Raw genomic sequence first — 20,252 nt, 5'->3', positions numbered from 1 at the left:
CCCCTTAGAGCTTCATCAGGCTGGCGTCGTCGACCGAGGCCGAGTGGCGGGAGCGGAAGATCGTCACGATGATCGCCAGGCCCACGACCACTTCCGCGGCGGCGACGACCATCGTGAAGAAGGCGATGATCTGGCCGTCGAGGTTGCCGTGCATCCGGGAGAAGGTGACAAACGCCAGGTTGGAGGCGTTCAGCATCAGCTCGATGCACATGAAGACGATGATCGCGTTGCGCCGGATCAGCACCCCGGCCGCGCCGATGGTGAACAGCAGCGCCGCCAGGTACAGGTAGTTGACCGGGTTCACTTCGACGCCTCCTCAGTGCGCTGCTCCAGCTCGGCGACCTTGGCGACCGCCTCGGCGGAGACGTCGCGGTACTGGCCGCGCCCGCGCAGCGTCGGGCTGACGCTGAGCTCGGAGACCGTGCCGTCCGGCAGCAGGCCGGGGACGTCGACCGCGTTGTTGCGGGCGTAGACGCCCGGCGCGGGGAGCGGGGGGAGCTGCTTGCCCTCGCGCACCCGCCGCTCGGCCAGCTCGCGCTGGGTGGCGCGGGCCTCGGTGCGCTCGCGGTGGGTGAGGACCATCGCGCCGATGGCCGCGGTGATCAGCAGCGCGCCGGTGATCTCGAAGGCCCACACGTACTTGGTGAAGATCAGCGACGCCAGTCCCTCGACGTTGCCGCCGGCGTTGGCCTGACCGAGCCCGGTGAACTGCTTGAGCGAGGCGTTGGCGATACCCGCGATCAGCAGGACGCCGAAGCCGATCCCGGCCCCGGCGGCGAGCCAGCGCTGCCCCTTCAGCGTCTCCTTGAGCGAGTCGGCGGCGGTGATGCCGACCAGCATGACGACGAAGAGGAAGAGCATCATGATCGCGCCGGTGTAGACGACGATCTGCACGACGCCGAGGAAGTACGCGCCCTGGGCCAGATAGAAGACCGCCAGGACGATCATCGTCCCGGCGAGCGACAGTGCGCTGTGCACGGCCTTCTTCATCAGCACGGTCGCGAGCGCCCCCAGCACCGCGACGGTGCCCAGCACCCAGAACTGGACCGCCTCCCCAGTGGAGGTGGTGTACCCGGCCGCCAGCGTGGTCAGCCCGTTCATGCCTCGTCTCCCGTCCCGGCCGGTGCGGTGCCGCCGGTCGCGGGGACCTGCACGTCGGCCGTTCCGTCACCCTCCGGCTCGTCCCGCACCGTCTCGTCGGGCTTCTCGCCCTTGGAGACCGCGACCTGCCGGACGGTGCCGGGGGCCGCGTGCGTGACCGCGCCGCGGTAGTAGTCGCCCTCGTCGGTGCCGGGGAAGATCGCGTGCGGAGCCTCGACCATGCCCTCGTCCAGGCCGGCGAGCAGCTGCTCCTTGGTGAAGATCAGCGACTCGCGGCTGCTGTCGGCGAGTTCGTACTCGTTGGTCATCGTCAGCGCCCGCGTCGGGCAGGCCTCGATGCACAGCCCGCACAGGATGCAGCGGGCGTAGTTGATCTGGTAGACGCGGCCGTAGCGCTCGCCCGGCGAGTAGCGCTCCTCGTCGGTGTTGTCGGCGCCCTCGACGTAGATCGCGTCGGCGGGGCAGGCCCAGGCGCACAGCTCGCAGCCGACGCACTTCTCCAGCCCGTCCGGGTGGCGGTTGAGCTGGTGGCGGCCGTGGAACCGCGGCGCGGTCGGCTTCTTCTCCTCGGGGTACTGCTCGGTCAGCCGCTTCTTGAACATGGCCTTGAAGGTCACGCCGAAGCCCGCGACCGGGCCCAGGAACTCAGGCATCGTCGGCCTCCTTGCCTACGAGTTGACGCTCCGCACGGGACGGCCGCCGCGGGACGGGCGGCAGCTCCTGGCCGGGCAGCGGCGGCACGGGGAACCCGCCCGCCATGGGGTCGAACGGCTCCGGCGGCCCCGCCGCGGCGGCCGCCTCCTTGTCCTTGTCGCCGCGGTCCCGCAGGACGTCGAAGGCGAGCGAGACCAGGAGCAGCAGGACGACGGCACCGCCGACGTAGAGCAGGATCGACTGGAAGCCGTAGTTCTCGTTGCGCAGCGCCCGGACGGTGGCGACGAGCATCAGCCACACCATCGAGACCGGGATGAGCACCTTCCAGCCCAGCTTCATCAGCTGGTCGTAGCGCACGCGGGGCAGCGTGCCGCGCAGCCAGATGAAGAGGAAGAGCAGCAACTGGACCTTGACCACGAACCACAGCAGCGGCCACCAGCCGTGGTTGGCGCCCTCCCAGAAGGTGCTGATCGGCCACGGGGCCCGCCAGCCGCCCAGGAAGAGGGTGGTCGCGACCGCCGAGACGGTCACCATGTTGACGTACTCGGCGAGCATGAAGAGCGCGAACTTGATCGAGGAGTACTCGGTGTTGAAACCGCCGACCAGGTCGCCCTCGGACTCCGGCATGTCGAAGGGGGCGCGGTTGGTCTCACCGACCATCGTGCCGATGTAGATGATGAAGGACACCGGCAGCAGCACGATGTACCAGCGGTCGTGCTGCTGGGCGACGATCTGCGAGGTCGACATCGAGCCGGAGTAGAGGAACACCGACGCGAAGGCGACGCCCATCGCGATCTCGTACGAGATCATCTGCGCGCAGGAGCGCAGGCCGCCGAGCAGCGGGTACGTCGAGCCGGACGACCAGCCGGCCAGCACGATGCCGTAGATGCCGACGGACGCGGTCGCCAGGATGAACAGGATGCCGATCGGCAGGTCGGTGAGCTGCATCGGCGTGCGCTGGCCGAAGATCGAGACCTCGTTGTCGGCCGGCCCGAAGGGGATCACCGCGATCGCCATGAACGCCGGGATGGCCGCCACGATCGGGGCCAGCACGTAGACGACCGCGTCGGCCTTCTTGACGATCAGGTCTTCCTTGAGCATCAGCTTCACGCCGTCGGCGAGCGACTGGAGCATGCCCCAGGGGCCGTGCCGGTTGGGGCCGATGCGCAGCTGCATCCAGGCGACGACCTTGCGCTCCCACACGATGGAGAACAGCACGGTCAGCATCAGGAACGCGAAGCAGAAGACCGCCTTGACGGCGATCAGCCACCACGGGTCCCGCCCGAACATGGACAGGTCCTCGACGGACATCGTCATCACTGGGCCACCTCCTTCGTGGGCGCGGCCACCGTGACGACCTGGCCGGGCAGGGCACCGGTGTCCGAGACGAGGCCGCCGCCCACGGAGTTCAGCGGCAGCCACACGACGCGGTCGGGCATCTCGGTCACCATCAGCGGGAGCCGTACGGCACCGGCGGGGCCGGTGATCTCGGCCTCGGCACCGTCGGTGAGGCCGATCTCCTCCGCCGTGGCCGCCGACAGGCGGGCGACCGCCGGGTGGCGGGTGCCGGCGAGGGCGTCGTCGCCCTGCTGGAGCAGGCCCTGGTCGAGCAGCAGCCGGTGACCGGCGAGTACCGCCTCGCCGACGCCCGGCTTGGGGATCGGGCGGCCGGTCTCGCGCGGCGCGGCGGCGCGCGGGCCGTCGAACGGGGCGAGCCGGGTGAGTTCGGCGCGCGCCGCCTTCACGTCGGCGAGGCCGAGGGGGACGTCGAGCGCGTCGGCCAGCATCGTCAGCACCCGGGCGTCCGGGAACTGGTGGCGCTGGACCTGCTGCGCCGGCTTGATCGCGGTCTCGAAGAGCCGCACCCGGCCCTCCCAGTTGAGGAAGGTGCCGGCCTTCTCGGCGACCGCGGCCACCGGCAGGACGACGTCCGCCCGCTCCGTGACCTCGCTCGGCCGCTGCTCCAGGCTCACCACGAAGCCGACCGCGTCCAGTGCCTCACGGGCCTTGGCCGGGTCGGGCAGGTCGGCGACCTCCACACCGCCCACGAGCAGCGCGCCGAGTTCACCGGCCGCCGCCGCCTCGACGATCGCCGCGGTGTCGCGGCCGAAGCGGGACGGGAGCGTGGCCACGCCCCAGACCGCGGCGACCTCGTCGCGGGCCCGCGGATCGACGACCGGGCGGCCGCCGGGCAGCAGCCCCGGCAGGGCGCCCGCCTCGACCGCGCCGCGCTCACCGGCCCGGCGCGGGATCCACGCCAGGCGGGCGCCGCTGGCCTCGGCCAGCCGGAGCACCGCGGTCAGCGCGCCGGGAACGGCCGCCAGCCGTTCGCCGACCAGGACGACGGCGCCCTCGGCACGCAGCGCTTCGTGCGCGGCGCGGCCGTTGGCCTCCAGACCCGTACCACCGGCGAGCGCGTCCAGCCACTCGGTCTCGGTGCCGGGCGCGGCGGGCAGCAGCGTGCCGCCGGCCTTGCCCAGTCCCCGGGTGGCGAACGGGGCCAGCGCGAAGGTGCGTTGACCGTGCTTGCGCCAGGCCTTGCGGAGCCGCAGGAAGACGCCGGGCGCCTCCTCCTCGGCCTCCAGCCCGGCCAGCAGCACCGCGGGGGCCTTCTCCAGCAGGGTGTAGGTGACGCCGTCGCCCGACAGGTCCCGGCCGCGGCCCGCCACGGCGGAGGCCAGGAAGTCGGCCTCCTCGGCGGAGTGCGCGCGGGCCCGGAAGTCGACGTCGTTGGTGTCCAGGACGACGCGGGCGAACTTGGCGTACGCGTACGCGTCCTCGACGGTCAGCCGGCCGCCGGGCAGCACGCCGGTGCGGCCACCGGCCGCGGCCAGCCCGCGGGCCGCCGCCTCCAGCGCCTCCGGCCAGCTCGCCGGCTCCAGCTCACCGCTGTCGGCGTTGCGCACCAGCGGCGTGGTGAGCCGCTCGGGCCGCTGCGCGTAGCGGAAGCCGAACCGGCCCTTGTCGCAGATCCACTCCTCGTTGACCTCGGGGTCGTCCTGCGCGAGCCGCCGCATGACCTTGCCGCGCCGGTGGTCGGTGCGGGTGGCGCAACCGCCGGCGCAGTGCTCGCACACGCTCGGCGAGGAGACCAGGTCGAAGGGGCGGGAGCGGAACCGGTAGGCCGCCGAGGTGAGCGCGCCGACCGGGCAGATCTGGATGGTGTTGCCGGAGAAGTACGACTGGAAGGGGTCGCCGTCCCCGATGCCGACCTGCTCCAGCGCGCCGCGCTCCAGCAGCTCGATCATCGGGTCGCCCGCCACCTGCTGGGAGAAGCGGGTGCAGCGCGCGCACAGCACGCACCGCTCGCGGTCCAGCAGGATCTGGGTGGAGATCGGCATCGGCTTGGCGTAGGTCCGCTTGCGTCCCTCGAAGCGGGTGTCGGCCTGGCCGGCGGACATCGCCTGGTTCTGCAGCGGGCACTCGCCGCCCTTGTCGCAGACGGGGCAGTCCAGCGGGTGGTTGATGAGCAGCAGCTCCATCACCCCGCGCTGGGCCTTCTCGGCGACGCCGGAGGTGAGCTGGGTGCGTACGACCATGCCGTCCGTGCAGGTGATCGTGCACGACGCCATGGGCTTGCGCTGGCCCTCGACCTCCACGATGCACTGCCGGCAGGCACCGACCGGGTCCAGGAGCGGGTGGTCGCAGAAGCGCGGGATCTCGATCCCGATCATTTCGGCGGCCCGGATCACCAGCGTGCCCTTGGGCACCGACAGTTCGATGCCGTCGATGGTGACGGACACCAGGTCCTCGGGCGGCACCGCTGCCTCTCCGGAAGCGGCGTTCGTGGTGACGGTCACGCGTTCACCTCCAGGTGAGACTTGTCGGCCCAGACCGTGGACTTGGACGGGTCGAAGGGGCAGCCGCGGCCCTCCAGGTGCTCCACGTACTCGTCGCGGAAGTACTTCAGGGAGGAGAAGATCGGGCTGGCCGCTCCGTCGCCGAGGGCGCAGAAGGACTTGCCGTTGATGTTGTCGGCGATGTCGGCGAGCTTGTCGAGGTCGGCCAACGAGCCGCCCCCGCTCTCAATGGCTCGCAGCAACTGGACGAGCCAGTAGGTGCCCTCGCGGCAGGGGGTGCACTTGCCGCAGGACTCGTGGGCGTAGAACTCGGTCCAGCGCGTGACGGCGCGCACCACGCAGGTGGTCTCGTCGAAGCACTGCAGCGCCTTGGTACCGAGCATCGATCCGGCGGCGCCGACGCCCTCGTAGTCCAGCGGGACGTCGAGGTGCTCGTCGGTGAACATCGGGGTGGAAGAGCCGCCCGGCGTCCAGAACTTGAGCTTGTGGCCCGGACGCATGCCGCCGCTCAGCCCGAGCAGCTGACGCAGGGTCACCCCGAGCGGCGCCTCGTACTGGCCGGGGTTGGCCACGTGGCCGCTGAGCGAGTACAGCGTGAAGCCCGGGGACTTCTCGCTGCCCATGGAGCGGAACCACTCCTTGCCCTTGGTGAGGATCGCGGGCACCGAGGCGATCGACTCGACGTTGTTGACCACCGTCGGGCACGCGTACAGGCCCTCGACCGCCGGGAAGGGCGGCCGCAACCGGGGCTGGCCGCGCCGGCCCTCCAGCGAGTCCAGGAGCGCCGTCTCCTCGCCGCAGATGTACGCGCCGGCGCCGGCGTGCACGGTCAGCTCCAGGTCGAAGCCGCTGCCCAGGATGTTCTTGCCGAGGAAGCCGGCCTCGTACGCCTCGGCGACCGCGTGGTGCAGCCGCCGGAGCACGGGGACGACCTCGCCGCGCAGATAGATGAAGGCGTGCTGGGAGCGGATCGCGTGGCAGGCGATCACGATGCCCTCGATCAGCGAGTGCGGATTGGCGAACATCAGGGGGATGTCCTTGCAGGTGCCCGGCTCCGACTCGTCTGCGTTGACGACGAGGTAGTGCGGCTTGCCGTCGCCCTGCGGGATGAACTGCCACTTCATCCCGGTCGGGAAGCCGGCGCCGCCGCGGCCGCGCAGACCCGCGTCCTTGACGAACGCGATCACGTCGTCCGGGGGCATGGCGAGCGCCTTGCGCAGGCCCTCGTACCCCTCGTGCCGGCGATAGGTGTTGAGCGTCCAGGACTGCGGGTCGTCCCAGAAGGCCGACAGAACGGGTGCGAGCACCTTCTCCGCCGAGTCAACCATCGTCACTGCTCCCCCTCGCCTTCGTTCGTGCGCTGCTCGGTGACGGGCCCGGCGGGGTGGTCGGGGTCGGAGACCGCGGACTCCTGCGGGGCGTCGTGGGAGCTGGCGTGCGCCGGCGGCGTCTCGTCCCCGGGAGGGGCGGAGGTCTGCCGCGGCACTCCGCCGCCGGAACCCGGCAGGGCCTCGCCGCGGGAGAGCCTGAGGCCCGCCAGCGAGGCCGGGCCCGCGCCGCCGCTCGCCTCGACGGCGCCGGGGCGCTCGTCGGGGAACCCGGCGAGGATCCGGGACGTCTCCTTGTATGTGCACAAGGGAGCGCCCCGGGTGGGCTCGACGGTCCGGCCGGCGCGCAGGTCGTCCACGAGCCGCTTGGCCGACTGCGGGTCCTGGTTGTCGAAGAACTCCCAGTTGACCATCACCACGGGGGCGAAGTCGCAGGCCGCGTTGCACTCGATGTGCTCCAGCGTGACCTTGCCGTCCTCGGTGGTGCCGCCGTTCTCGACGCCGAGGTGCTCCTTGAGCTCGTCGAAGATCGCGTCCCCGCCGAGCACCGCGCACAGGGTGTTGGTGCAGACCCCGACCTGGTACTCGCCGGACGGCGCCCGGCGGTACATCGTGTAGAAGGTCGACACCGCCGTCACCTCGGCCGTGGTCAGCCCGAGCATCTCGGCGCAGAAGCGGACCCCGGTACGGGAGACGTAGCCCTCCTCCGCCTGCACCAAGTGCAGCAGCGGAAGCAGGGCGCTGCGGCTGCCGGGGTAGCGCGCGATGACCTCGCGCGCGTCCGTCTCCAGGCGCTGCCGCACGTCGGCCGGGAAGTCCGGCGCGGGCATCGCGGGGATGCCGAGTGATACCTCAGTCACCGGTCGACGCCTCCCATCACGGGGTCGATGGACGCCACCGCGACGATGACGTCGGCGACCTGGCCGCCCTCGCACATCGCCGCCATGGTCTGCAGATTGGTGAAGGACGGGTCCCGGAAGTGGACGCGGAAGGGGCGGGTGCCCCCGTCGCTGACCACGTGGACCCCGAGTTCGCCCTTGGACGACTCGACGGCGACGTACGCCTGGCCGGGCGGCACCCGGAAGCCCTCGGTCACCAGCTTGAAGTGGTGGATCAAGGCCTCCATGGAGGTGCCCATGATCTTCTTGATGTGGTCCAGCGAGTTGCCGAGCCCGTCCGGGCCGAGCGCCAGCTGCGCGGGCCAGGCGATCTTCTTGTCGGCGACCATGACCGGGCCGGGCTGCAGCCGGTCCAGGCACTGCTCGACGATCTTCAGCGACTCGCGCATCTCGTCCAGGCGGATGAGGAAGCGGCCGTAGGAGTCGCAGGTGTCGACGGTCGGGACGTCGAACTCGTAGTTCTCGTAACCGCAGTACGGCTGCGACTTGCGCAGGTCGTGCGGCAGTCCCGTGGAGCGCAGGATCGGGCCGGTGGCGCCGAGCGCCATGCAGCCGGCCAGGTCCAGGTAGCCCACGTCCTGCATCCGGGCCTTGAAGATCGGGTTGCCGGTGGCGAGCTTGTCGTACTCGGGGAGGTTCTTGCGGAACTTCTTCACGAACTCGCGGATCTGGTCCACGGCGCCGGGCGGCAGGTCCTGGGCGAGACCGCCGGGGCGGATGTACGCGTGGTTCATCCGCAGGCCGGTGATCAGCTCGTAGATGTCCAGGATCATCTCGCGGTCGCGGAACCCGTAGATCATGATCGTGGTGGCGCCGAGTTCCATGCCGCCGGTGGCGATGGCCACCAGGTGCGAGGAGATGCGGTTCAGCTCCATCAGCATCACGCGGATGACCGAGGCGCGGTCGGGCACTTCCTCGGTGACGCCGAGCAGCTTCTCCACCGCCAGGCAGTACGCCGTCTCGTTGAAGAACGGCGTCAGGTAGTCCATGCGCGTCACGAACGTGGACCCCTGGGTCCAGGTCCGGAACTCCATGTTCTTCTCGATGCCGGTGTGCAGGTAGCCGATGCCGCAGCGGGCCTCGGTCACCGTCTCGCCGTCGATCTCCAGGATCAGCCGGAGCACACCGTGGGTGGACGGGTGCTGCGGACCCATGTTGACGACGATGCGCTCGTCGTCGGCCTTGCCGACGGTCTCGGACAGTTCGTCCCAGTCGCCGCCGGTGACCGTGAAGACCCGGCCCTCGGTGGTGTCCCGCTCCGAGGCCTGCCGGGGTGCTGCGTGCGACGTGCCGTGCGTGCTCACGAGTACGACCTCCGCTGGTCCGGAGCCGGGATCTGGGCGCCCTTGTACTCGACGGGGATGCCGCCGAGGGGGTAGTCCTTGCGCTGCGGATGGCCCTGCCAGTCGTCCGGCATCATGATCCGCGTCAGGGCGGGGTGACCGTCGAAGACGATCCCGAAGAAGTCGTACGTCTCGCGCTCGTGCCAGTCGTTGGTCGGGTAGACCTCGACCAGCGTCGGGACGTGCCGGTCGGCGTCGGAGACGCTCACCTCCAGCCGGATCAGCCGGTTGTGGGTGATCGAGCGCAGGTGGTAGACGGCGTGCAGCTCGCGGCCCTTGTCCTCCGGGAAGTGGACGCCGCTCACCCCGGTGCAGAGCTCGAAGCGCAGGGCGGGGTCGTCGCGCAGGGTCCGGGCGACGAGGGGCAGGTGCTCGCGCGCGACGTGGAAGGTGATCTCGCCGCGGTCGACGACGACCTTCTCGATCGCGTTGTCCGGGACGAGGCCCTGCTCCTCCAGGGCGCCCTCCAGCTCGTCGGCGACCTCGTCGAACCAGCCGCCGTAGGGGCGGTTCGCGGCACCCGGCAGGCGCACCGTGCGCACCAGCCGTCCGTACCCGGAGGTGTCGCCGCCGTTGTTGGCGCCGAACATGCCGTGCTGGACGCGGATCGCCTCGCCGTGGTCCCCGCGCTGACCGGGCAGGCCGCTCGCCTGCACGTCGCTGTCCGGGTTCGGGGTGTCCGGGGAATCCGTCATCGGAGAAGCCCCTTCATCTCAATGGTCGGCAGCGCCTTCAGCGCCGCCTCCTCCGCCTCGCGCGCGGCCTGTTCCTGGTTCACGCCGAGCTTGCTGTGCTGGATCTTGTGGTGGAGCTTGAGAATGGCGTCCATCAGCATTTCGGGACGGGGCGGACATCCGGGGAGATAAATGTCAACAGGGACCACATGGTCAACACCCTGCACAATTGCGTAGTTGTTGAACATCCCGCCGCTGGATGCGCAGACGCCCATCGAGATGACCCACTTGGGATTGGGCATCTGGTCGTAGACCTGGCGCAGGACGGGGGCCATCTTCTGGCTCACCCGGCCGGCCACGATCATCAGGTCCGCCTGGCGCGGGGAACCGCGGAAGACCTCCATCCCGAAACGGGCGAGGTCGTACCGGCCGGCCCCGGTGGTCATCATCTCGATGGCGCAGCAGGCCAGACCGAAGGTCGCCGGGAAGACCGACGCCTTCCGCACCCAGCCCGCGGCGGTCTCGACCGACGTCAGCAGGAATCCGCTCGGCAGCTTCTCTTCAATACCCATGGCTTTTCTCCGCCCCTAGTCCCATTCCAGACCGCCGCGACGCCAGACATAGGCGTATGCGACGAAGACGGTGAGCACGAAGAGGAGCATCTCGACGAGCCCGAAGATCCCCAGGGAGTCGAAGGAGACCGCCCAGGGGTAGAGGAAGACGATCTCGATGTCGAAGACGATGAAGAGCATCGCCGTCAGGTAGTACTTGATCGGGAAACGGCCACCACCGGCCGGATGCGGAGTCGGCTCGATGCCGCACTCATACGCCTCCAATTTAGCCCTGTTATACCGTTTTGGGCCGATAATTGAGGCCATGATCACGGAGAAGATCGCGAAGCCGGCCGCGAGGCCGCCCAGCACGAGGATGGGCGCGTAGGCATTCACGTCCCCGCTCCTTCCAGTCGACGGTGACTGATGACGGACCGTGCCCGGGCGGGTGCGCCACGCCACCTAGATCCTCTCTATGTGAGGCAGTTCACAAGCCCGAACTGCCCGCATCTTATGCCTCCTGGTCTGTGATCTGCGACACGGGGTTCCCACCGGACTTTGTGATCTACACCACCCGTCGGAGGATCCCCCGTCCGGATGAGCGGTGATCTTCTCACGCAGGTCTCTCAAATGATCACCAGAAGTCATATTTGCTCGCGTTATCGCTGGCCAGAGGGGGTGGCTCACTATCAGGCCATCGCGGCTCAAAGCAAATTGGAGCTCCCCCAGGCGGCGTGATAGCGCGCCGCCGCCCGTCCGGGTGAGGCCGGAAAGTCCGTGCTGACGGCGGCAGAAGGCACGTGAACGCACGCACGAGGAAATGGACTTGGATATCCGATTCATCCCGAATCAGGAAGATCAAAAAAGGGACAATAGCACTGGGGTGATGCCAACTGTGGCGCATCACACTTTTGTTGAACGGAACCGATTCCGCCTGATACCCAAGAGCGCATGCACCTTCAGATCTCGCATATACGCCGCCGGCGACGCGCCACGCAGAGCACCAACTGGGTGCGCCGCGCTGGAGTCGCCGGCGGCGTCATCGGAACGCTCGCCCTCACCGGAATGTCCGCCCCGGCGAACGCAGAACCGACGGCCGCCGACCCGGCGACCACCGGAAGCATCCCGGTCATCCCCGCCCTCTCCACCGAGGCGAGCGCCGCGCAGGCCGCCGCCGCGATCGACGAGACCGTCGTCGAACAGCAGCTGGACGCGGCCCGCGACGAGGCCCGCGCCGAGGCGATGAAGGCCGCCGCCAAGAAGAAGGCCGCCGCCGACGCCCGCAAGGCCGCCGCCGCCAAGGCCGCCGAGGCCCGGGAGTCCGCCACGGCGTCCCGCTCGGCCGGACGCACCGCGCTGGCCGGCTCCGACCCCGCCTCCGCCCCGTCGGTCGCGTCGGTGTCGAGCTCCGCCGCGAGCGGCAGCGTCGCCTCCGTGCTCAGCTTCCTGAAGGCCCAGGTCGGCAAGCCGTACGTGTACGGTGCCACGGGCCCCAGCGCGTACGACTGCTCCGGCCTCACCCAGGCCGCGTTCCGGACCATCGGCGTCGAGCTGCCGCGCACCTCCCAGGCGCAGTCGACCTTCGGCACCCAGGTCCCCGTGAGCGAGGTCCAGCCGGGCGACCTGCTGTTCTGGGGCGGAGTCGGCTCCGCCTACCACGTCGCCGTCTACGTCGGCGACGGCCAGTACCTGGACGCGGCCAACCCGAGCAAGGGCGTCGTGATCCAGCAGATGGCCTATTACATGCCCACCTCCGCCGTCCGCGTGGCCTGATCCCGCGACCCCGTCCCCACGGGAGGGCCGCCGCCCGCACCGGCGGCAGGTCCCTGGCGCCGCCGTGCCCCGGCGCACCCGCGCACCCCGCTCGTGAAGGCGCGCACACGCCCTTACGGGGCCGGGCCCGGCCCCGCCGCAGTGGCGGGGCCGGGCCCGGGTCGAGGGACGGTGACGGGAGCGTGAACGGGGATCAGCGACGGACGCAGACCTTGTGGGCGGGGTGCCAGACCTTCTCCCAGCGGACGGAGCCGTGGGCCGGCCCGCCCCGGCGGTCGCGGTCGCCCCGGCCGGCGTGGCCGTCGCGGCCGTCGCGTCCGGCGTGGCGGTACGTCCAGTAGCCCTTGTGCCAGGTGCAGTGGAGCTTCTTGCCGTGCCCGGAGCCGTGTCCGGACGGGGCGGCGGAGGCGGTGGCAGTCATCCCGCCGGCCGCGAGCAGAACAGCGGCGGCAGCGGTCGCAAGGGACTTCGCGAAGGTGTTCATGGTGTGGCCTTCCTCCCGTTGAGGGTGGTGTCCCCGGTGGGGTGAGCAAAAGTATGGGCACACCATCACGAACCGCGCATTTCGGGCTGATGCCCCCAACACCCCCTCCCCGCACGTGACATCGATGTCAGATGGGACGGCCGTCCCGCCGCTCCCCCGCCCCGTATGGTGTTCGTATGTTCGACACCGTGTCCCCCGCCGGGTTACGCGCGACCGAATACGCCTACCTGGACGAGAAGCAGCACGTCTACCTCGACCACACCGGCGCCGGCCTCCCCGCCGGGCACCAGCTCCGCGCCCACGCCGACCGGTTGACCTCGGACGCGTACGGCAATCCGCACTCGCAGAACCCCACCTCCACCGCCTCGGAGGAACTGGTCGCCCGGGCCCGGGCCGCCGTGCTGCGGCACTTCCGCGCCGACCCGGCCGAGTACGCGGTGGTCTTCACCGCGAACGCCACCGGTGCGCTGCGCCTGGTCGGCGAGGCCTACCCGTTCGGCCGCCGCGACCGCCTGGTGCTGCTCGCGGACAACCACAACTCCGTCAACGGACTGCGTGAGTTCGCCCGGTCGCGCGGCGCCCGCACCACCTACGTCCCGCTCGACCTGCCGGACCTGCGTACCTCCGACGCGGCCGTGCGCGCCGCCCTGTCCGGCCGCCGCCGGGGGCTGTTCGCGTACCCGGCGCAGAGCAACTTCACCGGGGTGCGGCACCCGCTGCGCTGGATCGGCGAGGCGCGGGACGCCGGCTTCGACGTGCTGCTGGACGCGGCCGCCTTCGCCCCGGCCGGGCGGCTGGACCTGTCGGCCGTGCACCCGGACTTCGTGGCGGTCAGCTGGTACAAGGTCTTCGGCTACCCCACCGGCATCGGCTCACTGATCGTCCGCCGCGACGCCCTGCCGCGGCTGCGCCGGCCGTGGTTCTCCGGCGGCACGATCCACGTGGTCAGCGCGCGGGCGCAGTGGCACCGCATGGCCGGCGACGAGTCCGCCTTCGAGGACGGGACGCTCAACTTCCTCCACATACCGGACGTGGAGACGGGACTGGACTTCATCGGCGCCGTCGGGGCGGACACGGTGCGGCGCCATGTCGCCGAGCTGACCGCCGCGCTCCTGGACGGCCTGCGCGGCCTCGCGCACAGCTCCGGCGCCCCCATGGTCCGGCTGTACGGGCCCAAGGACACCGCGGACCGCGGCGGCACGGTCGCGCTCAACTTCCTCGACGTCCGCGGGGAGGTGGTCGACGAGCGCGTGGTCGCCCGGGACAGCGCGGCGCACGGCATCTCACTGCGCACCGGCTGCTTCTGCAACCCCGGCGCCGGCGAGGCCGCGTTCGGCATCGGCATGCAGGAACTGCGCCGGGCGGCCCGGGCACCCCGGGGCGCCGGCGGCACGATCGACGACTACCTGGACCGCCTGGCGCTGCCCTCCGGAGGCGCGGTGCGCGTCTCGCTCGGCCTGCCCTCCAACCGGGCGGACGTGGACGCGTTCCTCGCCTTCGCCGCCGCGGCCTACCGCGACCGCGTCCCGGACACCGCCGGCCTGCCCCCCAGACTGCGCTGCTGATCAGCCTGCTGACGCACCATCAGCTCGTCAGCCGGGCGTCCAGCTCACCGAGATCGGTCACGAACCACACCTGCTCGCCGCGGTTGGACTCGCGCACCAGGTCGCGCAGCGCCGTGCTGGCCCCGGTGTACGCGGACACGTCGCCGACGACCACCAGCCGCAGCCGGTAGGTGACGAACTTCTGCAGGATCTCGCCCGCCACCCCGGTGCGCAGCGCGAAGAAGCGCTCGTCGAACCGGGACACGGGCACGGCCACCACCTCGGCGCGGGAGAAGGCCGCGCCGATCACGTCGAGGGCGTCCTGCGGGCCCGCGATGCTCGGGCCGTCCTCCCCCACGAGCAGGACGGGCACGCCCGCGCGTTCGGTCACCACGTCGGTCATGGCGTCGGCCTTCCGGTCTCGTCGAGGAACATGCCGTTCTCCGCGCCGAGAACGCCGTCGATGACGGCCAGCACGTCGCTCGTGGGGGCGAGCCCGCCCAGCACCACGACCGTGAGCCGGGCGCGCGGCTCGTCGTACACCGTCTGGATGCGCACCGGCTCCGCGCTGTCGCGCGGCATCCGGGCACCGGCGGCGAGCAGGGTGCCCAGGCGGTCGGCGGCCGCCGCCCCGATCCCGTCGAGTTCGACGATGGCGGAGACCTCGGCCCGCCGCGGGGGCGGTGCGGGGGCGGGTCGCCCGGTGAGCGCGTCGAGGTCGGCCGGCGCGACGCGGTACTGCTTGCCGATGCGCACGGCCTTCAGCCGCCCGTCGCGGATGTAGCCGCGCACGGTCCGCACATGCAGTCCGAGCCGGTCGGCGATCTGGTCGACCGAGTACCAATCCTGCCCCATGCTTACGCATCCTACCCATCATGCGTAAGGATGGAGAAGGTTGTGTAAGCGTGAGTGCGCTCTCACCCCCGCCGCACCGTGCGGCACCGGCGCGCCAGCACGATCCAGGTCCCCGCGAGGAAGAGCAGGGTGAAGCCGGCCAGCAGCGCGTCCCCGAACACCGCGGGCCGGCCGAAGGTGTCGCCGTACGAGGCCAGCAGCGGCGGCCCGAGCGGCGAGCGGCCGCGGGTCCACAGCTCCTCCAGGCCGATGGCGCTGCCCAGCGCCTCGTACGCCCAGCGGTTGGTCATCGCACCGCTCAGCACCCGACCCGCCCAGGCCATCTGCGGGACGGGCACGAAGGCGCCGGAGAAGAGCACCTGCGGGAAGCAGAGCAGCGGCAGCAGCAACGTGGCCTGCGCGGGATGCGAGACGCACGCGGAGGCGAGCAGCCCCAGCGCCAGCGCCGCCGCGGACGCGAGCAGGGTGGTCGTCAGGAGCGAACCGTAGACGTCCCACCCCGCGGCCGGCAGCCGGTCCAGGGCGCGCAGCACCGCGAGCAGCAGCACGTCCGCCGCCGCGAGCACGGGCAGCAGGACCGTCAGCTTGGCCAGCACATAGGGCCCGAGCCGCAGCACGGTCAGCCGTTCCCGGCGCACGACGGGCAGTTCGGCGCAGATCTGCAGCAGTCCGTAGGCGAGCCCGAAGAAGAAGGCCCCGAAGGCGATCCAGAACAGGATCATCGCCGAGGAGGACGGCATGGGGGTCTCCGGGTCGAAGGCACCGGGCTTGAACAGCAGGGCGAACATCGCCACGATCATCACCGGCGACCCGGCGAGGACCGCCCGCGACAGCCGGTCGCGCCGCAGGATCTCGGCGTTGCGCCGGGTCAGCAGCGCCCACTGCCGCACCGCGCCGAGCCGGGGGACGCCGGGTCCTGCGGCCTCCGTCACCGACGGCAGCGGCTCGGGGGACTCGGCGGCGCCCGTGTGCCGCGCGCCGGCCGCGACCTTACCGTAGACCTCCTCCACCGTCGCCGCGCCGAAGGCCGCGCACAACTGCCCCGGCGGGCCGTCGTAGGCGATCTCCCCGTCGGGCGCGAGGAAGACCACCCGGTCGGCGCGGACGAGGTCGGCCGGGGTGTGCGTGGTGAGGACGACGGTGGTCCCGGCGGCGGCCAGTTCACGAAGGGTGGCCACGAGCGCGGCGCCGGTGGCCGGGTCGAGGCCGGAGGTGGGCTCGTCGAGGAAGAGCACGCCGGGCCGGGTGAGCAGTTCGACGGCGATGCTGACCCGCTTGCGCTCGCCGCCGCTGAGGGTGGCGACGGTCTGCCGCTCCTGCCCGGTCAGCCCCAGCTCGCACAGCACCCGCGCCACCGCGTCGTCCACGGCGGCCGCGCTCGTGCCCGGCGGCATGCGCAGCCGGGCCGCGTACCGCAGCGTGCGGCCCACCGGCAGTTCGCGGTGGATGATGTCGTCCTGCGGGACGAAGCCCGTCGCGTCGCCGCGCGGGACGGCGCCCCCCGTGCCGCGGAGCCCTGCCAGCGACTCCAGAAGAATCGTTTTCCCTGCACCGCTGCCACCGGCGACGGCGGTCACCCCGCCGGTGGCGCGGACGGTTAAGCCCGGCGTCGTCACGACCGCGGGGCCACCTTCGACAGGCCGTTGATGACCCGGTCCATCGCGTCGCCGCCGGACGGGTCGGTCAGGTTCGCCAGCAGCTTGAGCGTGAAGCGCATCAGCAGCGGGTGACTGAGCCCGCGCTGCGTCGCCACCTTCATGACCTTCGGGTTGCCGATCAGCTTCACGAAGGCCCGGCCGAGCGTGTAGTAACCGCCGTAGGTGTCCTTCAGGATGCGCGGGTAGTTGTGCAGCGCCAGCTCCCGCTGCGCCGCGGTCCCCCGCGCGTGCGCCTGGACGATGACGTCGGCGGCGATCCGGCCGGATTCCATCGCGTAGGCGATGCCCTCGCCGTTGAACGGGTTGACCAGACCGCCGGCGTCGCCGACGAGCAGCAGGCCGCGGGTGTAGTGCGGCTGGCGGTTGAAGGCCATCGGGAGCGCGGCGCCGCGGATGGGCCCGGTCATGTTCTCGGGGGTGTAGCCCCAGTCCTCGGGCATGGACGCGCACCAGGCCTTGAGGATCTCGCGCCAGTCCAGCTCCTTGAAGGAGGCGGAGGTGTTGAGCACGCCGAGGCCGACGTTGGACGTCCCGTCGCCCATGCCGAAGATCCAGCCGTAGCCGGGCAGCAGCCGGGGGTCGCCCGGGACGCGCCGGTCCCACAGCTCCAGCCAGGACTCCAGGTAGTCGTCGTCGTGGCGGGGCGAGGTGAAGTACGTGCGGACCGCGACGCCCATCGGACGGTCCTCGCGGCGGTGCAGGCCCATCCCCAGCGAGAGCCGGGTGGAGTTGCCGTCGGCGGCCACGACCAGCGGGGCGTGGAAGGTGACCGGGGTCTTCTCCTCGCCGAGCTTCGCCTCGACCCCGGTGATCCGGCCGGTGCGCTCGTCGCGGATCGGACCGGAGACGTTGCAGCGCTCGTACAGCCGCGCACCGGCCTTCTCGGCCTGGCGGGCCAGGACTTCGTCGAAGTCCTCGCGCTTGCGGACGAGTCCGTAGTCGGGGTACGAGGCCAGGTCCGGCCAGTCGAGCTGGAGGCGGACACCGCCGCCGATGATGCGCAGGCCCTTGTTGCGCAGCCAGCCCGCCTCCTCGGAGATGTCGATGCCCATCGCGACGAGCTGCTTGGTCGCCCGCGGGGTGAGACCGTCGCCGCACACCTTCTCGCGGGGGAACGCGGTCTTCTCCAGCAGCAGGACGTCCAGACCGGCCTTCGCCAGGTAGTACGCGGTCGTCGAACCGGCGGGACCGGCCCCGACGACGATCACATCGGCACTGCGCTCGGAGGCGACGGTCGTGTCAGTCACGGTCGGGATCTCCCGTCGGTATGGGTCATCGGCGTTGAGAGTCTATGAGGCGGCGCCCCGGGTCAGCGCACCGCCCGGTGCAGTGCCACGATCCCGGCCGACAGGTTGCGCCACGCGACCTTCGACCAGCCGGCCCGGGACATCCGTCCGGCCAGCGCGGGCTGGTCGGGCCAGGAGCGGATCGACTCGGCGAGGTAGACGTACGCGTCGGGGTTGCTGCTGACCGCGCGGGCCACCGGCGGCAGCGCCCGCATCAGGTACTCGGTGTAGACGGTGCGGAACGGAGCCCAGGTGGGGTGGCTGAACTCGCAGATGACCACGCGCCCGCCGGGCCGGGTGACGCGCAGCATCTCGCGCAGCGCGGCGTCGGTGTCGTGGACGTTGCGCAGCGCGAAGGAGATGGTGACGGCGTCGAAGACCCCGTCGGCGAACGGCAGCCGGGTCGCGTCGCCCGCGGTGAGCGGCAGCGAGGGATGCCGGCGCTTGCCCTCGCGCAGCATGCCGAGCGAGAAGTCGCACGGCACGACGCTCGCCCCGGCCCGCAGGAAGGGCAGCGAGGAAGTGCCCGTGCCGGCGCCGAGGTCCAGCACCCGCTCGCCGGGCCGCACGTCCAGGGCCTGAGCGACGGCCTTGCGCCAGCGCCGGTCCTGCCCGAGCGAGAGCACGTCGTTGGTCAGGTCGTAGTTGGCGGCGACGTCGTCGAACATCGCGGCGACTTCGTGCGGCTGCTTGTCCAGGGAGGCTCGGGTCACGCCCCCATTGTTCACCCGGCGGCCCCGGGCCCCGCGCAGGGGCCCGGGGGAGCCGTCACGGGATGCCGAGCGAGGTCTCGCAGTGGTCCGCGCGGTCGCGGCGGCCGGCTTCGCCGTCGCAGACGTCGCGGTCCGCTCCGCCGTCGATCCGGTCCTCGCCCGGGCCCGCGCGGACGACGTCGTCACCGGGACCGGCCACCAGCAGATCGCGGCCGCCCGGCGCGCCGTTGCTCGCGTCGCGGGCGACATTCGTGTTGTCGCCGAAGACCGTGTCGCGGCCGCGGTGCCCGGTGATCACGTCGTCGCCCGCCGAGGTGACGTGGTCGCCGGAGTTGTCCCCGATCAGCGTCTCGTCGGCGGCGCCGCCGATGATCCGGTCGTTTCCTGAACCCGCCGCGGTGCGGCCCCGGCTCACCGAGAAGTTGTCGCCGACGACCTCGAGGCCGCCGTCGGCGCCGAGGTCGAGGAGGTCGTCCCCGCCGCTGCCGACGGCGTTGAGGAAGGCGAAGCTGTCGCCGACCAGGCGGTCGGCGCCGGGACCGCCGTTCAGGACGTCGTCGCCCGCGCCGAAGGCGTTGCCGGTGTCGGCCGCGGAGTCGCCGGTCATCAGGTCGTTGCCGGGACCGCCGTCGATGCGGTCGTCGCCGCCGCCGAAGGCGTCGCCCGCGGTGGCGCTGTTGTCGCCCGCCGCGCGGTCGTCGCCCTCCCCCAGGATCAGCAGGTCGTCGCCCTGGCCGACGGCGTCGCCGCTGTCGGTGAACAGGTCGCCGGCCGCCAGGTCGTCGCCGCCGCCGGTGGCGATGCTGTCGTTCCCTGGGCCGCCGCTGACCCGGTCGTTCCCGGCGAGGGAGCAGATGCGGTCGTCACCGCCGCCGCCGTCGATGCGGTCCGGCCCGGCGGAGCCCACGATGACGTCGTCGCCCGGGGTGCCCTGGATGCCGCCGGAGCCGGTGATCGTCGGCACGCGGCCGAAGCACAGCGCCGCCCCGGCGGAGGGCGCCTCACCGGCGGCGGCCGCGGGGAGGGCCACGAGGGCGACCGCCGCGAGCACGGCGATCACCGGGGCCGCGAGGCGGCCGGAGAGGACGCGGGGTACTGATATGTCCGGCATGACCGGAACCTAAGCGACGGCCTGTCAGCCGGCCACCGGTGCACGGCGGCCGGGTGATCGCCTCACGCCCTGCGGTACAGCAGCCGTCCCCCGACGACCGTGGCCAGGCACGCGCCGCTCCCGTCGACGACGGCGAAGTCCGCCCGCGCGCCCGGGGCCGGCTCGGGTGCCCGGCGCGCGGGCAGCAGCCCGCTGCGGTCCAGCGCGGAGCGCAGCGCGGGGTCGTCGGGAAGGGCCGCCACGGCGGTGACGCCGCGGGACAGCAGGGCGTGCACCCGCTCGCGCGGGCTCGGCGCCGGCGGCAGCGCGCCCTCGTGGGTCAGGCCGGGCCGCAGCGTGCCCGGCCAGGACCTGACCCGGGCTCCGGGACGGCTCGCGCGCAGCGCGTCCAGCGGGCCGACGGCGGCGATGGTGCCGCCGTCGACCACCAGGGCCGCGCCGTCCGCGCCGGCGTGGATCGTCAGCATCGCGGACCGCG

At 71.7% G+C, this 20,252-nt stretch carries 21 protein-coding genes; 2 read left to right on the top strand and 19 right to left on the bottom strand.

The genetic code is table 11. From position 1 onward, the window contains the following. Positions 1 to 4 precede the first annotated feature (4 nt). The 11 genes from nuoK to ACIP98_RS12150 are packed head-to-tail and all read right to left on the bottom strand — an operon-like array spanning position 5 to position 10,746. Complete coding sequence (gene nuoK, locus ACIP98_RS12200) at positions 5 to 304, bottom strand: NADH-quinone oxidoreductase subunit NuoK (RefSeq protein WP_319658407.1); 300 nt, start codon at positions 302 to 304, stop codon at positions 5 to 7. Then, positions 301 to 1,101, bottom strand: a complete 801-nt coding sequence (locus tag ACIP98_RS12195; RefSeq protein ID WP_319658405.1) for an NADH-quinone oxidoreductase subunit J — start codon at positions 1,099 to 1,101, stop codon at positions 301 to 303. The genes nuoK and ACIP98_RS12195 overlap by 4 nt, the downstream gene beginning before the upstream one ends. Next, on the bottom strand, positions 1,098 to 1,754 hold the full coding sequence (gene nuoI, locus ACIP98_RS12190) for an NADH-quinone oxidoreductase subunit NuoI (protein WP_319658404.1): 657 nt from the start codon (positions 1,752 to 1,754) through the stop codon (positions 1,098 to 1,100). Before nuoI ends, ACIP98_RS12195 begins: the two co-directional genes overlap by 4 nt. Beyond that, complete coding sequence (gene nuoH, locus ACIP98_RS12185) at positions 1,747 to 3,072, bottom strand: NADH-quinone oxidoreductase subunit NuoH (protein WP_319658403.1); 1,326 nt, start codon at positions 3,070 to 3,072, stop codon at positions 1,747 to 1,749. The genes nuoI and nuoH overlap by 8 nt, the downstream gene beginning before the upstream one ends. Continuing rightward, the gene (locus tag ACIP98_RS12180) at positions 3,072 to 5,555 is read right to left on the bottom strand and encodes an NADH-quinone oxidoreductase subunit G (protein WP_401975348.1); all 2,484 of its coding nucleotides are present in this window, start codon (positions 5,553 to 5,555) and stop codon (positions 3,072 to 3,074) included. Before ACIP98_RS12180 ends, nuoH begins: the two co-directional genes overlap by 1 nt. Then, entirely contained in the window at positions 5,552 to 6,883 is a 1,332-nt protein-coding gene (gene nuoF / locus ACIP98_RS12175; RefSeq protein WP_401975624.1) for an NADH-quinone oxidoreductase subunit NuoF, read from the bottom strand. Before nuoF ends, ACIP98_RS12180 begins: the two co-directional genes overlap by 4 nt. A gap of 2 nt (positions 6,884 to 6,885) precedes the next feature. Then, complete coding sequence (gene nuoE, locus ACIP98_RS12170) at positions 6,886 to 7,713, bottom strand: NADH-quinone oxidoreductase subunit NuoE (RefSeq protein ID WP_319658807.1); 828 nt, start codon at positions 7,711 to 7,713, stop codon at positions 6,886 to 6,888. 26 nt (positions 7,714 to 7,739) lie between these two features. After that, complete coding sequence (locus tag ACIP98_RS12165) at positions 7,740 to 9,086, bottom strand: NADH-quinone oxidoreductase subunit D (RefSeq protein WP_319658401.1); 1,347 nt, start codon at positions 9,084 to 9,086, stop codon at positions 7,740 to 7,742. Then, entirely contained in the window at positions 9,083 to 9,820 is a 738-nt protein-coding gene (locus tag ACIP98_RS12160; protein WP_401975345.1) for an NADH-quinone oxidoreductase subunit C, read from the bottom strand. Before ACIP98_RS12160 ends, ACIP98_RS12165 begins: the two co-directional genes overlap by 4 nt. After that, a complete protein-coding gene (locus tag ACIP98_RS12155) occupies positions 9,817 to 10,371 on the bottom strand; it encodes an NADH-quinone oxidoreductase subunit B family protein (RefSeq protein WP_319658399.1) in 555 nt (184 codons plus the stop codon). Before ACIP98_RS12155 ends, ACIP98_RS12160 begins: the two co-directional genes overlap by 4 nt. Before the next feature lie 15 nt (positions 10,372 to 10,386). Beyond that, positions 10,387 to 10,746 (bottom strand): NADH-quinone oxidoreductase subunit A, encoded by a 360-nt coding sequence (locus ACIP98_RS12150; RefSeq protein ID WP_401975342.1) that lies wholly within the window; start codon positions 10,744 to 10,746, stop codon positions 10,387 to 10,389. A gap of 555 nt (positions 10,747 to 11,301) precedes the next feature. Here ACIP98_RS12150 and ACIP98_RS12145 point away from each other — a divergent pair. Beyond that, positions 11,302 to 12,123 (top strand): C40 family peptidase, encoded by an 822-nt coding sequence (locus ACIP98_RS12145; RefSeq protein WP_401975340.1) that lies wholly within the window; start codon positions 11,302 to 11,304, stop codon positions 12,121 to 12,123. 193 nt (positions 12,124 to 12,316) lie between these two features. On the opposite strand, the gene ACIP98_RS12140 is transcribed toward ACIP98_RS12145, so the two are convergent. Next, a complete protein-coding gene (locus ACIP98_RS12140) occupies positions 12,317 to 12,607 on the bottom strand; it encodes a hypothetical protein (protein ID WP_401975338.1) in 291 nt (96 codons plus the stop codon). A 176-nt stretch (positions 12,608 to 12,783) separates the two neighbouring features. Between ACIP98_RS12140 and ACIP98_RS12135 the strand changes: the two genes are divergently transcribed. Then, positions 12,784 to 14,172 carry an aminotransferase class V-fold PLP-dependent enzyme gene (locus ACIP98_RS12135; protein ID WP_401975335.1) on the top strand — a complete coding sequence of 463 codons (1,389 nt, stop codon included), beginning with the start codon at positions 12,784 to 12,786 and terminating at the stop codon, positions 14,170 to 14,172. A gap of 19 nt (positions 14,173 to 14,191) precedes the next feature. On the opposite strand, the gene ACIP98_RS12130 is transcribed toward ACIP98_RS12135, so the two are convergent. From ACIP98_RS12130 to ACIP98_RS12100, 7 genes are all read right to left on the bottom strand, one after another. Beyond that, positions 14,192 to 14,554: a DUF4180 domain-containing protein gene (locus ACIP98_RS12130; protein WP_319658394.1), complete on the bottom strand. Its 363-nt coding sequence runs from the start codon at positions 14,552 to 14,554 to the stop codon at positions 14,192 to 14,194. Next, the gene (locus tag ACIP98_RS12125; RefSeq protein ID WP_401975332.1) at positions 14,551 to 15,006 is read right to left on the bottom strand and encodes a helix-turn-helix domain-containing protein; all 456 of its coding nucleotides are present in this window, start codon (positions 15,004 to 15,006) and stop codon (positions 14,551 to 14,553) included. Before ACIP98_RS12125 ends, ACIP98_RS12130 begins: the two co-directional genes overlap by 4 nt. Before the next feature lie 62 nt (positions 15,007 to 15,068). Further along, positions 15,069 to 16,622: an ABC transporter permease gene (locus ACIP98_RS12120; RefSeq protein ID WP_401975330.1), complete on the bottom strand. Its 1,554-nt coding sequence runs from the start codon at positions 16,620 to 16,622 to the stop codon at positions 15,069 to 15,071. Continuing rightward, positions 16,619 to 17,911 (bottom strand): geranylgeranyl reductase family protein, encoded by a 1,293-nt coding sequence (locus ACIP98_RS12115; protein ID WP_319658391.1) that lies wholly within the window; start codon positions 17,909 to 17,911, stop codon positions 16,619 to 16,621. Before ACIP98_RS12115 ends, ACIP98_RS12120 begins: the two co-directional genes overlap by 4 nt. 62 nt (positions 17,912 to 17,973) lie before the next feature. Beyond that, a complete protein-coding gene (locus ACIP98_RS12110; protein WP_319658390.1) occupies positions 17,974 to 18,663 on the bottom strand; it encodes a demethylmenaquinone methyltransferase in 690 nt (229 codons plus the stop codon). Between the two features lie 55 nt (positions 18,664 to 18,718). After that, a complete protein-coding gene (locus ACIP98_RS12105) occupies positions 18,719 to 19,774 on the bottom strand; it encodes a calcium-binding protein (protein ID WP_401975327.1) in 1,056 nt (351 codons plus the stop codon). A gap of 62 nt (positions 19,775 to 19,836) precedes the next feature. Continuing rightward, complete coding sequence (locus tag ACIP98_RS12100; RefSeq protein WP_401975324.1) at positions 19,837 to 20,241, bottom strand: imidazolonepropionase-like domain-containing protein; 405 nt, start codon at positions 20,239 to 20,241, stop codon at positions 19,837 to 19,839. Between the last annotated feature and the right edge of the window lie 11 nt (positions 20,242 to 20,252).

Origin of the sequence: Streptomyces sp. NPDC088354 (genome assembly GCF_044753585.1) — a bacterium.
In the GTDB taxonomy this organism is placed as follows: domain Bacteria; phylum Actinomycetota; class Actinomycetes; order Streptomycetales; family Streptomycetaceae; genus Actinacidiphila.
Note: the sequence above shows the minus strand (reverse complement) of the source record. Positions and strands in the feature narration are given on the sequence as shown.

Excerpts from the sequence above, each read along its gene's own strand:
- nuoE (WP_319658807.1), bottom strand. The coding sequence starts at position 7,713 with ATGCCCGCGCCGGACTTCCCGGCCGACGTGCGGCAGCGCCTGGAGACG.
- ACIP98_RS12125 (WP_401975332.1), bottom strand. The coding sequence starts at position 15,006 with ATGGGGCAGGATTGGTACTCGGTCGACCAGATCGCCGACCGGCTCGGA.
- ACIP98_RS12195 (WP_319658405.1), bottom strand. The coding sequence starts at position 1,101 with ATGAACGGGCTGACCACGCTGGCGGCCGGGTACACCACCTCCACTGGG.
- nuoI (WP_319658404.1), bottom strand. The coding sequence starts at position 1,754 with ATGCCTGAGTTCCTGGGCCCGGTCGCGGGCTTCGGCGTGACCTTCAAG.
- ACIP98_RS12135 (WP_401975335.1), top strand. The coding sequence starts at position 12,784 with ATGTTCGACACCGTGTCCCCCGCCGGGTTACGCGCGACCGAATACGCC.
- nuoH (WP_319658403.1), bottom strand. The coding sequence starts at position 3,072 with ATGACGATGTCCGTCGAGGACCTGTCCATGTTCGGGCGGGACCCGTGG.
- ACIP98_RS12140 (WP_401975338.1), bottom strand. The coding sequence starts at position 12,607 with ATGAACACCTTCGCGAAGTCCCTTGCGACCGCTGCCGCCGCTGTTCTG.
- ACIP98_RS12160 (WP_401975345.1), bottom strand. The coding sequence starts at position 9,820 with ATGACGGATTCCCCGGACACCCCGAACCCGGACAGCGACGTGCAGGCG.
- ACIP98_RS12100 (WP_401975324.1), bottom strand. The coding sequence starts at position 20,241 with ATGCTGACGATCCACGCCGGCGCGGACGGCGCGGCCCTGGTGGTCGAC.
- ACIP98_RS12105 (WP_401975327.1), bottom strand. The coding sequence starts at position 19,774 with ATGCCGGACATATCAGTACCCCGCGTCCTCTCCGGCCGCCTCGCGGCC.
- ACIP98_RS12155 (WP_319658399.1), bottom strand. The coding sequence starts at position 10,371 with ATGGGTATTGAAGAGAAGCTGCCGAGCGGATTCCTGCTGACGTCGGTC.
- nuoF (WP_401975624.1), bottom strand. The coding sequence starts at position 6,883 with ATGGTTGACTCGGCGGAGAAGGTGCTCGCACCCGTTCTGTCGGCCTTC.
- ACIP98_RS12145 (WP_401975340.1), top strand. The coding sequence starts at position 11,302 with ATGCACCTTCAGATCTCGCATATACGCCGCCGGCGACGCGCCACGCAG.
- ACIP98_RS12130 (WP_319658394.1), bottom strand. The coding sequence starts at position 14,554 with ATGACCGACGTGGTGACCGAACGCGCGGGCGTGCCCGTCCTGCTCGTG.